This window comes from Tsukamurella sp. USMM236, assembly GCF_037148755.1.
In the GTDB taxonomy this organism is placed as follows: domain Bacteria; phylum Actinomycetota; class Actinomycetes; order Mycobacteriales; family Mycobacteriaceae; genus Tsukamurella.
Genome location: NZ_JBBCSS010000001.1, coordinates 176,984 through 192,503 on the forward strand (window position 1 = coordinate 176,984; position 15,520 = coordinate 192,503).

General features: G+C 72.2%; 12 protein-coding genes. 11 read left to right on the top strand and 1 reads right to left on the bottom strand.

Features of this window, described 5'->3' with window-relative positions; translation table 11 throughout:
• Positions 1–72: 72 nt before the first annotated feature.
• From WFK95_RS00835 to WFK95_RS00880, 10 genes are all read left to right on the top strand, one after another.
• Positions 73–837, top strand: a complete 765-nt coding sequence (locus tag WFK95_RS00835) for a lysophospholipid acyltransferase family protein (protein WP_224652137.1) — start codon at positions 73–75, stop codon at positions 835–837.
• A complete protein-coding gene (locus tag WFK95_RS00840) occupies positions 830–1,687 on the top strand; it encodes an HAD family hydrolase (protein WP_224652138.1) in 858 nt (285 codons plus the stop codon). Before WFK95_RS00835 ends, WFK95_RS00840 begins: the two co-directional genes overlap by 8 nt.
• A gap of 303 nt (positions 1,688–1,990) precedes the next feature.
• Entirely contained in the window at positions 1,991–4,105 is a 2,115-nt protein-coding gene (locus tag WFK95_RS00845; RefSeq protein WP_336669601.1) for a SpoIID/LytB domain-containing protein, read from the top strand.
• Between the two features lie 58 nt (positions 4,106–4,163).
• Positions 4,164–5,366: a UDP-galactopyranose mutase gene (gene glf / locus WFK95_RS00850; protein WP_224648005.1), complete on the top strand. Its 1,203-nt coding sequence runs from the start codon at positions 4,164–4,166 to the stop codon at positions 5,364–5,366.
• Positions 5,367–7,292, top strand: coding sequence for a glycosyltransferase (locus tag WFK95_RS00855; RefSeq protein WP_336669602.1), 1,926 nt, complete (start codon positions 5,367–5,369; stop codon positions 7,290–7,292). It begins immediately after the preceding gene.
• A gap of 35 nt (positions 7,293–7,327) precedes the next feature.
• Positions 7,328–7,867 carry a phosphatase PAP2 family protein gene (locus WFK95_RS00860; protein ID WP_336670127.1) on the top strand — a complete coding sequence of 180 codons (540 nt, stop codon included), beginning with the start codon at positions 7,328–7,330 and terminating at the stop codon, positions 7,865–7,867.
• Entirely contained in the window at positions 7,867–8,787 is a 921-nt protein-coding gene (locus WFK95_RS00865) for a decaprenyl-phosphate phosphoribosyltransferase (protein ID WP_224648007.1), read from the top strand. Before WFK95_RS00860 ends, WFK95_RS00865 begins: the two co-directional genes overlap by 1 nt.
• On the top strand, positions 8,765–10,771 hold the full coding sequence (gene zomB / locus WFK95_RS00870) for a flagellar motor control protein ZomB (protein WP_336669603.1): 2,007 nt from the start codon (positions 8,765–8,767) through the stop codon (positions 10,769–10,771). Before WFK95_RS00865 ends, zomB begins: the two co-directional genes overlap by 23 nt.
• The gene (locus WFK95_RS00875) at positions 10,771–12,180 is read left to right on the top strand and encodes an FAD-binding oxidoreductase (RefSeq protein ID WP_336669604.1); all 1,410 of its coding nucleotides are present in this window, start codon (positions 10,771–10,773) and stop codon (positions 12,178–12,180) included. Before zomB ends, WFK95_RS00875 begins: the two co-directional genes overlap by 1 nt.
• Before the next feature lie 100 nt (positions 12,181–12,280).
• On the top strand, positions 12,281–13,246 hold the full coding sequence (locus WFK95_RS00880; RefSeq protein ID WP_336669605.1) for a GGDEF domain-containing protein: 966 nt from the start codon (positions 12,281–12,283) through the stop codon (positions 13,244–13,246).
• A 37-nt stretch (positions 13,247–13,283) separates the two neighbouring features.
• Here WFK95_RS00880 and WFK95_RS00885 read toward each other — a convergent pair whose 3' ends face one another.
• A complete protein-coding gene (locus tag WFK95_RS00885; protein ID WP_336669606.1) occupies positions 13,284–14,147 on the bottom strand; it encodes an alpha/beta fold hydrolase in 864 nt (287 codons plus the stop codon).
• Between the two features lie 184 nt (positions 14,148–14,331).
• Here WFK95_RS00885 and WFK95_RS00890 point away from each other — a divergent pair, with 184 nt between their 5' ends.
• Positions 14,332–15,501, top strand: a complete 1,170-nt coding sequence (locus tag WFK95_RS00890; protein ID WP_336669607.1) for an MFS transporter — start codon at positions 14,332–14,334, stop codon at positions 15,499–15,501.
• Positions 15,502–15,520 lie beyond the last annotated feature (19 nt).

The window sequence follows — 15,520 nt, forward strand, 5'->3', positions numbered from 1 at the left end:
GCTACAGCGTAATGGGCGCTCGGCGTACCGGCTGACACACCGTGGAGACGACCGCGCGGCTACGCTGACGGTGTGGAACCCGTCTACGGAACGATCATCAAGGTGGCCCGCGGCATGTGGGCCTATCAGGGCATCAAGTTCACCGAGGTGGACTTCCATAAGTTCCCCCGCACGGGCGGTGCCGTGGTCGCCATCAATCACACCGGCTACCTGGACTTCCCGTTCGCCGGGAAGCCCGCCGACGAGGCCGGCCACCGCAAGGTGCGGTTCATGGCGAAGCAGGAGGTCTTCGACAACTCCAAGACCGGCCCCATCATGCGCGCGCTGCGGCACATCCCCGTCGACCGCGAGGCCGGGGCGACCGCCTACCAGGCCGCGGTGGACGCGCTGAAGAGCGGCGAGCTCGTCGGCGTCTATCCGGAGGCGACGCACAGCCGCAGCTTCGAGCTCAAGGGCTTCAAATCCGGCGCCGCGCGCATGGCGATCGAGGCGAACGTGCCGATCGTCCCCGTCGTGGTGTGGGGCGCGCAACAGGTCTGGACCAAGGGCCTGCCCAAGCAGCTCGGCCGGAACAAGTTCCGCGTCGTCATCGGCGTCTGCGACCCGCTCGACCCCGTCGGGCCGCCCGACGAGCTGACCGCGCGACTCAAGGAGTCGATGCAGGCCATGCTGCTGCAGCTGCAGGACCTCTACGGCCCGCACCCGCAGGGCGAGCCCTGGGTGCCCGCGCGCCTCGGCGGCACCGCGCCCACGCTGGAGGAGGCGGACGCCATGGACGCCGCCGACCTCGACGAGCGCCGTCGCGCCCGGGAGGAACGTCAGGCCGACGGTGCCTGAGGCGCCATCGACTGCGCCGGGTCTCGACACGCTCGGCGCCGCGCCGATCCTGGTCGCGAGCGACGTCGACGGCACGCTCGTCGATGATCACGAGCGCCTGACGCTGCGCACCCACGTCGCCGTGAACGCGGTCCGCGACGCCGGCGGCCACTTCGTGCTGGCCACCGGGCGCCCGCCGCGGGCCGTCGACCCCATCGCCGAGCAGCTCGACTTCGCGCCGCTCGCGGTGTGCGCGAACGGCGCGGTGCTCTACGACACCGGCTCGGGCCGGGTGGTCTCGGCGGCGCTGATGTCGCCGGAGCTGCTGGAGACCGTCGCCGAGCTGGTCTACCGGCATCTGCCGGGCGCCGGCTTCGCCGCCGAGCGGGTGGCGCAGGGCGAGCACGACTCCGCGACGCCTCGGTTCGCCGCGTCGACCGGCTACCAGCACGCCTGGCTCGAGCCCGACACCGTGACCGCCGCCGACGCCGAGGTGCTCGCGCACCCCGCGGTGAAGCTGCTGGTCCGCCAGCCGGGTATGACCTCCGACGAGATGCACGCCCGCGTCGCCCCGCACCTGGAGGGCCTCGCCGACGTCACCTACGCCACCAACAACGGGCTCATCGAGTTCCACGTCCCCGGCGTCACCAAGGCCACCGGGATCCAGCTGGCGATCGAGCACCTCGGCCTCACCGGCGAGCTCCGCACCGCCGCGTTCGGCGACATGCCCAACGACGCCGCCATGCTGCGCTGGGCGAGCATGGGCGTCGCCATGGGCAACGCCCACCCGCTGGCCCGCGGCGCCGCGAACACCGTGACCGCGACGAACCTCGACGACGGCGTCGCGCGGGTGCTGGAGCGCTGGTTCTAGCTCGTGCGACCGTGCGGCGTGGGCGCGTGCCCTGGCCGGGTGGAGCCCTGTAGTCGTTCGCGGAGGGTATGCGCGCCGCGCATACCCTCCGTTTGCGCAGGTAGATGACCTGATTGCTCGATCGGTCGATGCGCGCGACGCATCGCCCCCCGCGGGCTACTCCGCGCCACGCAGACCCCTCCTGTGACCGATGTGACAAATGTTGCTCACGTGACGAATGTTGCAGATGGTGTTAGTCTCGACCTCACGTTGAGCTTTGCCGTTCCCGGGCACGGCTCACCTGCGTCGAGCTAAGGAGAAGCCATGCCCGTGTGGATCGACGGCGGACCTCGTCGCCGCCGCGGACGGCGTACCGTCGCGCTCGCACTGCTCCCGGCCCTGGCCGTGGGCGGCGCCGCCGCGCTGCTCAGCACCACCAACATCGTCGGCGATCCCGCGCTGGCCGCCGGCAGCGACGTGACCTTCACCGGACAGGGCAACGGTCACGGCCGCGGCCTCGGCCAGTGGGGCGCGTTCGGCTACGCGAAGTCAGGCTGGATGGCCGAGCAGATCGTCGCCCACTACTACGGCGGCTCGCAGCTCTCCCGTGCCGATACCAATCTGCCCGTCCGCGTGCAGCTCACCACCCAGAAGGCCGCGAACGTGCTGGCCCCGGCGGGCGCGAAGATCGGCGACCAGCCCGTCGCGCCCGGCCAGGCCGTGCGGCTCGAGGGCGGCAACGCCGTCATCACCACCGGCTGCGGCGGCCCCGTCGTCAAGACGATCCCCGCGGGCGACGACGCCACCATCGCCCCGCTCAACGCCGAGGCGAACCGCCCCGTCGGCGAGCTGCTGAAGTTCTGCGGCACGAACGCCACCTACCGCGGCGCGATCGCGGCCAAGGACGGCAAGGTCTTCAACGTGGTCACCATCGAGGACTACGTCCGCGGCGTGGTCCCCGTCGAGAGCAAGGTCGAGTGGGCGGACCAGGGCGGCTACGAGGCCCTGCGCGCCCAGGCGATCGCGGCCCGCTCGTACGCGCTGGCCGAGGGCGCCAAGCGCGGCGACCGCTACAACGATACCCAGGACTCGCAGGTCTACGGCGGCGCCGGCAAGGAGGACCCGCGCACCGACAAGGCCGTCGCGAGCACCGCCGGCCTCGTCATGGCCAAGAACGGCTACGCCGTCTCGACGGAGTTCTCCAGCTCCACCGGCGGCTTCACCGCGGGCGGCGACTTCACGGCGGTCAAGGACGACGGCGACGTCGTCTCCCCGTTCAAGAACTGGACCCAGAAGGTCCCCACCGCGAAGATCGCGCAGGAGTTCGGCGTCGGCGCGTTCAAGTCCATCCGCGTGGTCAAGACGCAGTCGGCGCAGGCCGGCCGCGTCGAGGCCGTCGAGATCGTCGGCGCGAACCGTACCGTCACCGCGAAGGGCGACGAGGTCCGTAAGAAGCTGGGCCTGCGCTCGGACTGGTTCACCATCGACGGCCAGGCCCCGGCCGCGGCCCCCGCGCCCGGCGCCCCGAGCACGCCCGGCGCGGCCACCGCACCGTCGACGGCGAACCAGGCCCCGGTCCCCGGGCGCGTGGTGGACCAGCCGATCGTGGCGGCCCCCGTCGACCCGTTCAACCCGGTCCCGACCGCCCCCAACGCGGCGCAGTCCGCCCCGGTGGGCGCGACCACGCCCACCGCCTCGGCGGGTGCCGTCGCCGCGGCCCCGGCTGCCCCGGCCGCCCCCGCGGTCCCGACGGTGCCCGGCGCCGCCCCGGCAGCCGCCGCCCCCGCCGCCCCCGCGGTCCCGACGGTCGCCGCTGCGCCCACCGCGCCGGCCGCGCCGGCGATCCCGGGCATCCCCGCGCCGCCCGCCGCCTCCGCAGTGGCGCCCGTGGTGCAGGCCGTGACCGGCAAGGCCGCGGTCGAGGCCGCGTACGCCGCCGCGGGCGGCGAGAAGGGCACGCTCGGCCGCGTCGTCGCGAACCCGATCGCCTTCCCCGACGGCTCGATGCTGCAGTCGTACCAGAACGGCACCATCTACTACTCGAAGGCGAACGGCGCCCAGGTGGTCCCGTCGGGCGTCTCCGCGCCCGCGACCCTCCTCAACTGGGCCACGGCCTTCGCCGCGGGCGGCGCGCCGAGCCTGCCGCCGCTCCCGCTGCTCAACCTGATCCCGGGCTGGGGCGACGTGGTCGGCATCAACCCGACCCCGGGCGACACCCCGACGGGAGTCCCCGCGGTCCCCGTCACCCCGGGCGACACGGCCGCCGCCGCGACCCCGGGCGCGACCACGCCGTCGGCGCCCGCCGCCCCGGCGGCACCGGCCGTCCCGTCCGCTCCCGCGGCCGCCGCGACCACCGCACCCGCCGCTCCGGCGGCACCCGCGGCGCCGGCGGGATCGACCCCGCTGGCCGTCCCGACGGTGCCGGGCGCGGCGGCTTAGTCACAGGCCCGGGCCGGGTGGCGTCATCCACGCCGCCCGGCCGGTACCCTGAACGTCCGTGGCAACCTCTTCCCCCCAGTCCTATGACCTGATCGTGGTCGGCTCCGGCTTCTTCGGCCTGACCGTCGCCGAGCGCACGGCCGCTGAGCTGGGAAAGCGGGTGCTGATCATCGAGCGCCGCCCGCACCTGGGCGGCAACGCCTACTCGGAGGCCGAGCCGGAGACCGGCATCGAGATCCACAAGTACGGTGCGCACCTCTTCCACACCTCCAACGAGCGGGTGTGGGAGTACGTCAACAAGTTCACCGACTTCACCGGCTACCAGCACCGCGTCTTCGCGATGCACAAGGGCCAGGCCTACCAGTTCCCGATGGGCCTCGGCCTCGTCAGCCAGTTCTTCGGCCGCTACTTCACGCCCGACGAGGCGAAGGCGCTGATCCAGGAGCAGGCCGCCGAGTTCGACTCCAAGGACGCCGCGAACTTCGAGGAGAAGGCGATCTCCCTGGTCGGCCGCCCCCTCTACGAGGCGTTCATCAAGCACTACACGGCCAAGCAGTGGGAGACCGACCCGAAGAACCTGCCCGCCGGCAACATCACCCGCCTGCCGGTGCGCTACAACTTCGACAACCGGTACTTCAGCGACACCCACGAGGGCCTGCCCGTCGACGGGTACACCGCCTGGCTCGAGAACATGGCCGCCTCGGACCTCATCGACGTGCGGCTCGACACCGACTGGTTCGACGTGCGCGACGCCGTCGTCGCCGCCTCCCCGGACGCGCCGATCGTCTACACCGGCCCGCTGGACCGCTACTTCGACTACTCCGCCGGCCGCCTCGGCTGGCGCACCCTGGACTTCGAGACCGAGGTCCTCCCGGTCGGCGACTTCCAGGGCACCCCGGTGATGAACTACAACGACGCCGACGTGCAGTACACGCGCATCCACGAGTTCCGCCACTTCCACCCCGAGCGCACGACGTACCCGTCCGACAAGACGGTCATCATGCGCGAGTTCGGCCGCTTCGCCAACGACGACGACGAGCCCTACTACCCGATCAACACCCCGTCGGACCGCGAGATGCTCGCGGCCTACCGGGCGCTCGCCAAGACCGAGGCCGCGGAGCGGAAGGTCCTGTTCGGCGGCCGGCTCGGCACCTACCAGTACCTCGACATGCACATGGCGATCGCCAGCGCGTTGTCGATGTTCGACAACACCCTGCGCCCGCATCTCGAAACCGGTGCCGCGCTCACCGAGGAGGCCTGAGTGACCAGCGCCAAGACCCTTCTGCAGCGCGTCATCCTGCCGCGCCCGGGTGAGCCGCTCGACGTGCGCTCGCTGTACCTCGAGGAGGCCGAGACCAACTCGCGCCGCTCGCACGCCCCCACCCGCACGTCGCTCAACGTCGCGGGCGAGTCCGAGGTCAGCTTCGCCACCTACTTCAACGCCTTCCCGGCGTCGTACTGGCGCCGCTGGACCGTCCTGAAGGACGTGGTGCTGCGGATCGAGCTCAAGGGCACGGCCCGCGTCGACCTCTACCGCTCCAAGGTCGACGGTGCGCGCATCGCCCTGGGCGGCGACCTGGTCCAGACCGACGCCACCGGCTACGGCGTCGCCGAGTTCGCCACCGACCTCGGCCCGTTCGAGGACGGCGGCTGGATCTGGTTCGACGTGACCGCGGACAGCGACACCGAGATCATCTCCGCCGGCTGGTACGCGACGATCGGCGAGGAGGGCCTGCCGGACAAGCGCGTCACCGTCGGCATCCCCACCTTCAACCGGCCCGACGACGCCGTCGCCGCGATCGCCGCGCTGACCAGCGATCCGCTGGTCGACGGCGTGATCGACGCCGTGCTCATGCCCGACCAGGGCAACAAGAAGGTCATCGACCACCCGGACTACGCGGCCGCGATCGCCCCGCTGGGCGAGCGCTACCGCCGCTTCGAGCAGGGCAACCTCGGCGGCTCCGGCGGCTACGGCCGGATCATGTACGAGGCGCTGCGCCTCACCGACAGCCCGTACGTGCTGTACATGGACGACGACATCGCGATCGAGCCCGACTCGATCCTGCGCGCGCTGCAGTTCGCCCGGTTCGCGAAGACCCCGATGCTGGTCGGCGGGCAGATGCTCAACCTGCAGGACCGCAGCCACCTGCACTGCATGGGCGAGGTCATCGACCGCAACGCCTTCATGTGGACCGCGGCGCCGTTCGTCGAGTACGACCACGACTTCGCCGAGTACCCGCTCTCCGACAAGGAGAACAGCAAGAACCTGCACCGGCGCATCGACGTCGACGGCAACGGCTGGTGGATGTGCCTCATCCCTCGCGTCGCCGCCGAGGAGATCGGGCTGCCGCTGCCGCTGTTCATCAAGTGGGACGACTGGGACTACGGCCTGCGCGCCGCCCGCGCCGGCTACCCGACGGCGACGGTGCCCGGCATCGCGATCTGGCACATGGCCTGGTCCGACAAGGACGACGCCATCGACTGGCAGGCCTACTTCCACCTGCGCAACCGGCTCGTCGTCGCGTCGATCCACCATGAGGGCGATCACCGCGGCATCATCAAGAGCTCGATCAAGGCGCTCATGAAGCACCTGCTGTGCCTCGAGTACTCGACGGTCGCGATCCAGATCGAGGCCATGCGCGACTTCCTCCGCGGTCCCGAGGCGCTCTACGAGCTGCTGCCCACCGCGCTGCCGAAGATCGCCGCGATGCGCAAGGAGTACCCGGACGCCGTCGTGCTGCCCAGTGCCACCGAGCTGCCGCGCACCAGCGGGCAGGCCACGGCGTTCGGCACGCGGATCCCGCTGAACCCCGTCACCAAGGTGTCGACGCTGGTCAAGGCCGTGCGCAACAACCTGCGCCCCGCCGATCCGCACAATCACGAGGTGCCGCAGGCCAACTACCCGCCGCTCGAGGCGCGCTGGTTCAGCCTGGGCCGGGTCGACGGGGTCACCGTGACCACGGCCGACGGCCGCGGCGTGGTCTACCGCCAGCGCGACCGGGAGAAGATGTTCGCGCTCATGCGCGAGAGCCTGGCCGTGCACCGCGAGGTGGACCGCCGGTTCGCCGAGATGCAGCAGCGCTACCGCGCCGCGTACGCCGACCTGACCAGCCGCGAGGCGTGGTCCGAGATCTTCGAGCCCGCGGCGCGGGAAGCGGAGCGGAACGAGATCGAGGAGAGCAAGTGAGCAACGCCCCGGAGCAGGCCCTGAGCCCCGAGGAGATGATCCTCGTCGGCGTCCAGGCGCAGCTGGCCGGCCGCCCCGGCGTGCTGCCCGCGGCCCGCGGCCTCAGCCACTTCGGCGAGCACTCCCTCGGCTGGCTCGGCCTCGCCGCGCTCGGCGCGGTGCTGCAGCCGAAGCGCCGCAAGGAGTACGTCACCGCGGGGGTCGGCGCGTTCGTCGCGCACGCGGCGTCCGTCGTGATCAAGCGGATCGTGCGCCGCAAGCGCCCCGACCATCCGTACATCACGGTCGGCGTCGGCACCCCGAGCAAGCTCAGCTTCCCGTCGTCGCACGCCACCAGCTCGACGGCCGGTGCGATCCTGCTGGGCCGCGCGTCCGGCGTCCCGGGCGGCGCCGTGCTGGCGCCCGCCGCGGTGGTGCCGCCGATGCTCACCTCCCGCATGGTGCTGGGCGTGCACTACCCGACGGACGTCGCCGCCGGCGCCGCGATCGGAGCGGCGACCGCGTTGGCCGCGATCGAGGGTGAGAGACTGTGGACGCGCCGCGCGGCGTGCCGGAACAACGGGAAGCAGGGTTGATGAGCGAGGAGCCGATCGAGCACGGCGAGCCGAAGGCACCGTCGAACCTCGCCGCCGGACTGATCAAGGCGATCCGGCCCCGGCAGTGGGTCAAGAACGTCCTCGTCGTGGTGGCCCCGCTGGCCGCCGGGCGCGACCAGCTGGAGTTCGTCAACTTCGGGAACGTCGGCATCGCGTTCGTCGCGTTCTGCCTGGCCGCGTCGTCGATCTACCTGATCAACGACGCCCTTGACGTCGAGGCCGACCGCCAGCACCCCACCAAGCGCTACCGCCCGATCGCCGCCGGCGTGGTGCCGGTGAACCTGGCCTACGTGCTGTCGTTCCTGTTCGGCGCCGCGGCCATCGCGGTCTCGCTGCTCGCGAACAAGGAACTGGCGATCGTGATCGCCGCCTACATCGTGATCCAGCTGGGCTACTGCTTCGGCCTCAAGCACCAGGCCGTGATCGACATCTGCATCGTGAGCTCGGGCTTCCTGCTGCGCGCCGTCGCCGGTGGCGTGGCCGCGGAGCTGCCCAAGGGCCTGTCGCAGTGGTTCCTGCTGGTGATGGCCTTCGGCTCGCTGTTCATGGCCGCGGGCAAGCGGTACGCGGAGCTGCAGCTCGCCGAGCGCACCGGCGCGAAGATCCGCAAGTCGCTGGAGTACTACACCACCTCGTACCTGCGGTTCGTCTGGACGCTGGCGGCCACGGCCGTCGTCCTCTGCTACGGCATGTGGGCCTTCGACACGACGAAGCACCCGGACAACATCTGGTACGCCCTGTCGATGGTGCCCTTCACCGTCGCGATCCTGCGCTACGCCGTCGACGTCGACGGCGGCGAGGCGGGCGAGCCGGAGGAGATCGCCCTGGGTGATCGCGTGCTGCAGGTGCTCGCGATCGCGTGGATCGGAACAGTCGTTGCCGCGGTCTACTTCGCCTGACGCCGAGGCCGGCGAGTCCGCCGGCACGGCCCCGTCGACCTTCTCCGCACCCCGAGTCAGCTTCTGGCTCGGGGTGGCGGCGTGCGCGGTCCTGTTCGGCTTCGGCGCCTGGCAGCGCCGGTGGATCGCCGACGACGGCCTCATCGTGCTGCGCACCGTCCGGAACCTGCTGGCCGGCAACGGCCCCGTCTTCAACGCGGGCGAGCGCGTCGAGGTCAACACCTCCGCCGCCTGGACGTACCTCATCTGGTTCTTCTCCTGGATCAGCGGCGTGCAGACCGAGTACGTGGTGCTCACCGTCGCGCTGGTGCTGTCCGTCGCCGCGATCCCCCTGGCCATGCTCGGCACGGCCCGCCTGTACCGCGGCGGCCCGGGCTGGGCGCGGCTGCGCGGCTCCGGCCTGCTGCTCCTGCCCGCCGGCGGCCTCGTCTACATGGCGCTGCCCCCGGCCCGCGACTTCGCGACCTCCGGCCTCGAGGTCTCGCTGACCATCTTCTGGGTGGCGCTGCTGTGGTACCTCGCGATCTGCTGGTCGCAGGCCGACCGCGCGCCCGTCGAGCGGCGCGATCAGGTCCGCTACTGGATCCTCACGTGCGCGACGGCCTTCGTCGCCGGCCTGTCCTGGCTGGTGCGGCCCGAGATGGCGGTCGTCGGCGGCCTCGTCCTCATCGTCATGTTCCTCGCGCCCGTCGGGCTGAAGCTGCGGCTCGCGCTGACCGCCGCCGCCGGCCTGCTGCCCGTCGGGTACCAGATCTTCCGGATGGGCTACTACGGCCTGCCCGTGCCCAACACGGCCGTCGCCAAGGACGCCAGCGGCTCGAAGTGGGGCCAGGGCTTCGCCTACCTGATGAACCTGGTCGAGCCGTACTCCCTGTGGCTGCCGGTGCTGGCGCTGGCGGTCGCGATGCCGATCATCCTGCTGCCCGCGCGCGGCGCCCGCACCCCGCTGACCGGCCGCTTCCGGCTGCCGCGCGGCGGCGTCCGCGGCCTGCGCGATCACCTGCAGCGACCCGCGGTGATCGTCGCCGTGATGTTCCTCGGCGGCCTCATCGAGACGCTGTACTGGCTGCGCCAGGGCGGCGACTTCATGTCGGGCCGCGTGCTGCTCGCGCCGCTGTTCCTGCTGCTCCTGCCGGTCATGGTGATCCCGCTACGGATACCGTCCCGCCGCCCCGAGGATTCGACGGTCCGCGGCATCGCCCGCCTCGCCACCGGCACCGCCGGCGCCGCGGTCGCGGCCGTCCTGTGGGTGCTGGTCCTCGGCTGGGCGCTGCACGCGACGACTTTCCGCGGCCAGCCCGACGGCACCGCGATCGGGACCAGCGGCATCGTCGACGAGCGGGCCTTCTACTCGCTGCAGACGGGCCACGCGCACCCGCTCACCGCGGACGACTACCTCGACTACCCGCGCATGACGTCGCTGCAGGAGATCCTGCGCGCGACCCCGCGCGGCGGCGTCTACCTGCCGTCGTTCGACTACGACTGGTGGTTCATCGATCCGCTGCCCTACCCGCGACCCGACGACGTGCCGCTGCGGCAGACCGTCTTCTTCACCAACCTCGGCATGACCGGTATGAACCTGCCGCTCGACGTGCGCGTCTGGGACCAGATCGGCCTCGCCTGGCCGATGGCCTCGCACACCGCGCGGCTCGAGGACGGGCGCATCGGGCACGACAAGGAGATGTTCCCGGACTGGGCCGTCGCCGAGGCGAAGGCCTACCCGAAGAAGCCGGCGCTGCCGCCGTTCATCGACCCGGACTGGGTGAATCAGTCGCGCGTCGCGCTGACCTGCCCGCAGATCCAGCAGCTGCAGGACTCGTACTCCGCGCCGCTCACCTTCGACCTGTTCAAGCGGAACTTCAAGCTCTCGCTCGCGAACATGAAGCTGCGCATCGACCGGGTGCCGGAGTACACGCTGCGGATGTGCCGCATGGACGTCCCGCCGCCGCTCACCGACGATCAGAAGTCGATGCCGAAGCCCTGATGGCGATCAGCGGGGCGTTGCGGGCGATCGCGGACTGCTCCGTGCTCGCCGACGCGGACGCCGTCGCCGGGTACGTCGCCGACTGGACCGGCCGGTGGCGCGGCGGGCCCGCGATCGTCGCGCGCCCGCGGACTGTCGAGGCGGTCTCCGCCGTCGTCCGGGAGTGCGCCGCCGCGGGCGTGCCGGTGGTCCCGCAGGGCGGCAACACCGGGCTCGTCGCCGGGGCGGTGCCGCCCGCCGGCGCCGTCGTGCTGTCGCTGCGCGGGCTCGACGCGATCGGCGAGGTGTCCGACGGTGCCGTCGTCGCCGGCGCGGGCGTCACCCTCGCGGCGTTGGAGTCCTTCGCCGCCGCGCGCGGCCTGACCTGCGGCCTCTCGCTCGCGTCGGGAGAGTCGGCGACCGTCGGCGGCGCGGCCGCCACCAACGCCGGGGGAGCGGAAGTGCTCCGCTACGGCTCGGCGCGGGCCCGCATCGCCGGGCTGCGGGCCGTCCTGCCCGACGGTGCCGTCCTCGACCGCCGCCGTCCGCCCGTCAAGGACAACACCGGCTACGACCTCGTCGGCCAGCTCGTCGGGTCCGAGGGCACCCTCGCCGTCATCACCGACGTCACCTGGCGCCTCGATCCCGCGCCCCGCGCGCGGACGGTGCTCGCGCTCGCCTTCCCGTCGCCGGAGGAGGCCGTCGCGGCGGTGCCCGTGCTGCGGGGCCTGCCCGGGCTCCTCGCGCTGGAGTGGTCCGATGGTGCCGCCGTCGCCCGCGTCGCCGCCCACCTCGACGCGCCCGCGCCGCTCCCGACGGACGGCTGCTGGGTGCTCGCGGAGTTCGACGGTGCGCCCGAGGCGGCGGGAGTCGTCGCCGGGCTCCTCCCGGACGACCGGATCGCCGTCGCCGGGCCGGAAAATCGAACCAGGCTGTGGCGCTACCGTTCCCGCACCACCGAAGCGGTGGGCGCCGCCGGGGTGCCGGTGAAGCTCGACGTGGGCGTGTCGCTCGCCGCCTTCGCCGCCGCGCGGGAGGCCGTGGTCCGCACCGTCCGCGAGGTCGCCGACAGCGCCGGCATCGAGGTGGAGCCGGTGCTGTTCGGGCACCTCGCCGAGGGCAACCTGCACGTCAACCTGCTGCCCGGCCCGTCGGCGCCGGAGCGCGGATTCTCGGAGGAGTTCGCCGAGCGGCTGGAGGCGGCGGTGCTGGAGCAGGTGCTGGCCCTCGGCGGCACCGTCAGCGCGGAACACGGTGTCGGCCGGGCGAAGCGCGCCTGGCTCGAGCGGCAGCGCGGCCCGGAACAGGTGGCCCTGATGCGTCGCCTCAAACACGCGTGGGACCCGGCCGGGCTGCTGAACCCGGGCGCCGTCCTCGAGCCGGCGGTCCACTCGCGGACGTCGGGCGACGCCGGCACGGCCACCCGATAGACCGAACCTTCGCATGGCGCAATGCGGCTCTTCCCCGTGCTGGACGGCGTACCCTGTTTCGAATAGCAAGACGAACCGAGCTTCAGTAGGAGATGCAACCGTGACCGTCCTGTTGCACCCCCGGGAACACGACCGCGTCGCGGCGGTGAAGTCGCTGCGCATCATGGACTCGCCGCCGGTCCCCGACTTGGAGCGGATCGCCGAACTGTCCGCGGTGCTGTGCGGTGTGCCGTTCGGGTCCGTGAACATCCTCGACTTCGACCGGCACTACACGGTCGCGTCGTACGGCACGCCGCCCGTGCACGCCTCGCGCGAGGACAGCCTCTGCGCGCTCGCCATCGAGGACGACAAGGTCCTGTACGCGCCGGATGCACAGGTGGACGAGCGCTTCCAGGCGAAGCGCTTCCTGCATCTGGCCAAGCCCACGATCCACCTGTTCGCGGCGGCCCCGATCTGCACCTCGGACCGGCTGCCGGTGGGGACGGTCCGCATCTACGGCCCCGAGCCGCGGGAACTCAGCGATCGCCAGATCCAGGGACTCGCCGACCTGGCGGACCTCGCGATGAGCGTCCTCGAGCTGCGGTCGGCGGCCAGGACCCTGCACAGCACTGCGACCACCGACGCGATCACCCGGCTGCCGAACCGGCACGCCCTCGAGCTGATGCTCGCGGACGAGGACCAGGCCGCGACCGTCACCGTGGTGGCGTACGCCGACCTGGATCGGTTCAAACGGTTCAACGACGGGCTCGGGCACGGCGCGGGCGATGAACTGCTGCGCGGCGTCGCCCGTCGCATCGATTCGGCGATGGGGCCGGACGACGCGGTCTACCGGGTCGGCGGCGACGAGTTCGTGATCGTCTCCCGCGCGGCGGACGCCGATCCGGACGAGTTCGTCGAGCGCTTGCGGGAGTCCGTCGGGCGGGCGCCGATCGCGGTCGGCGGCACCGAGGTCGAGGTGAGCACGACGGTCGGCGCCGTCCGTGTGTCCGAGCACTCGGACACCGGCGCCGCCATCGCCGCGGCAGATGCCGCGATGCTCCGGTCGAAGCCCGCCTCGCGCGCCTGACGGGCCGAAGGCCCCCAGGAGACGGTACGGCGCGGTCTCAGAGGTCGTGACGGTCGAGGAAGTCCTCGATCGCGGCGGCGAAGACCTGATTGTCGTCGCCCGCCACCATGTGCCCGGCGCCGCTGACGTCGGCGACCTCGGCGTGCGGGACCCGCTCCAGCATCTTCGCCACGCCCTCGTCGCTCACCACGTCGGACTTGCCGCCGCGCACGACGAGCGTGGGGACGGTGACGTGCACGGCCGCGGCGCCGAGCCGCCCCTTGTCCTGGATGCGGGCCTCGTTGCGGTCCTCGCCGCGGATGAAGGCGGGGTCCCAGTGCCAGTACCACCGGCCGTCCGGGCGCTGCCGCACGTTCTTCTTCAGGCCCTCGAGGTTGCGGCCGCGCTTGCGGGCCGGATTGTACGCGGCCACGGCGTCGGCGACCTCGTCGAGCGTGGCGAATCCGTCGGTGTGCGCCCCGAGGAAGTCGGTGACCCGGTCGATCCCCTTCTTCTCCGCGTCCACCACGACGTCCACCAGCACCAGCGCGGACGCGATCCCGGGGTTCTCGCCGACGGCGCACAGGCTGGTGATCCCGCCGAGGGAGGCCCCGATCAGCACGGGCGGCGGACCGTCGAGCGTGCGCAGCACGCCCAGGAGGTCCCCGACGAAGTCGCCCAGCGCGTACGCGCCGTCCGCGGCCCACGCGGTGTCGCCGTGGCCGCGGGCGTCGAGCGTGATGACGGTGTGCCCGCGCTGCGCGAGCGCCGCGGCCGTGCGATCCCACGAGTGTCGGGTCTGGCCGCCGCCGTGCAGCAGCACGAGGGTCGTCCCCGCGTCCCCGGACGCGGCCCAGCGGTCGCCCGCGATCGTCAGCCCGTTCACGTCCAGCGTGAACGGCGTTCCCACGGCGTCCGCCATGCCATCACCTCATCCGTTTTCGTCCGTCTTCCGATCATGAAGTCGTATCACGTCGGCTCGTCAAGGTTGCGGGCAGTGATGACTCGAACCGCCGCCACCGGTTGCCGGAGGGGACGGGCTCCTATGTAGTTAGCGCAGGAATGGGAATTCGCCGGATCGGCGACGACGTGGGGAGTGATAGCCCGTGGTACGAGCTTTGTGGCCGTTCATCATCGGCAGCGTTGCGCTGGGACTCGACGCCTACGTGATCGCGGGCCTGCTGCCCACGATCGCGGACGACCTGCACACCACGCAGTCTCTGGTCGGCCTCGGCGTCACCGCCTTCACCGGGGCGTACGCCGTCTCGGGCCCGCTGCTCGCGGGGCACGCCGGGCGTGACTCGGGCCGCAACCTCACCATCGCGCTGGCGGTGTTCGCCGCCGGCAACCTGCTGACCGTCCTCGCGCCCACGATCGCGGTGTTCATCGTCGCGCGGGTCATCGCCGGTGCCGCCGCCGGCGTGTACTCGCCGCTGTCCTCCGCGGTCGCGGCGCACCTCGTCGCGCCCGAGCGGCGGGGCCGGGCCCTGAGCCTGGTGCTGGCCGGGATGGCGACGGGCAGCGTCTTCGGCGTACCGCTGGGCCTGCTCGTGGCGCAGCGCATCGACTGGCGCGCGACGATCGGGATCATCACCGCGCTCGGCGTTCTCGCGCTCCTGGGCGTGCGGTTCCGCGGCGGTGAGCCCCTGCCGCGCATCGAGGCGCCGGGCCTGACCGCGCGCCTGCGCTCCCTGACCGCGACGCCCACGCTGCTCACGGTGCTGGTCACCCTGGTCACGGGGATCGGCTCGCTCGGCCTGTACACCTACATCAGCCCGCTGCTCTCCACCTCGTCGCTGTCGGAGCACCTCACGCTCTCCATCTGGATCTGGGGGATCGGCGGCGCGGTGGGCGTCTTCGCCATCGGGCGGATCGTCGACGCGCTGAAGAACACCCTCGCGATCACGGCCGCGATCACCGCCACGCTCGCGCTCGTCCTCCTCGTGATCGGCCTCGAGCCCGCCGCGGTCGTCCTCGCCGCCGGGCTCTTCCTCTGGGGCGCGCTGGGATGGTCCTCGCTGGCGCCGCAGCAGCACACGCTGCTCGCGGCCGCCCGCGAGAACGGGCCGACGGCCGTCGCCGCGAACGCGTCCGCGAACTACCTCGGATCGGCCATCGGGTCCGCCGCGGGCGCCGCCCTCGTGGCCGGCGGCACCGTCGGCGGCTCCCTCGCGCTCCTCGCGGCCTGTCCGCTCCTCCTCGCCCTCCTCCTCCAACTCGTCCGGCTCCGCATCGCCCGCGGCGCCGGCGTCGATCAGACCGCCACCGTCGCCTGACGGTCGCGATCCGCAGCAC

What these genes read in the sequence shown, in the direction of transcription:
- WFK95_RS00860 (WP_336670127.1), top strand. Translation starts at nt 7,328, where the DNA reads ATGATCCTCGTCGGCGTCCAGGCGCAGCTGGCCGGCCGCCCCGGCGTG.
- WFK95_RS00865 (WP_224648007.1), top strand. Translation starts at nt 7,867, where the DNA reads ATGAGCGAGGAGCCGATCGAGCACGGCGAGCCGAAGGCACCGTCGAAC.
- WFK95_RS00885 (WP_336669606.1), bottom strand. Translation starts at nt 14,147, where the DNA reads ATGGCGGACGCCGTGGGAACGCCGTTCACGCTGGACGTGAACGGGCTG.
- WFK95_RS00845 (WP_336669601.1), top strand. Translation starts at nt 1,991, where the DNA reads ATGCCCGTGTGGATCGACGGCGGACCTCGTCGCCGCCGCGGACGGCGT.
- WFK95_RS00875 (WP_336669604.1), top strand. Translation starts at nt 10,771, where the DNA reads ATGGCGATCAGCGGGGCGTTGCGGGCGATCGCGGACTGCTCCGTGCTC.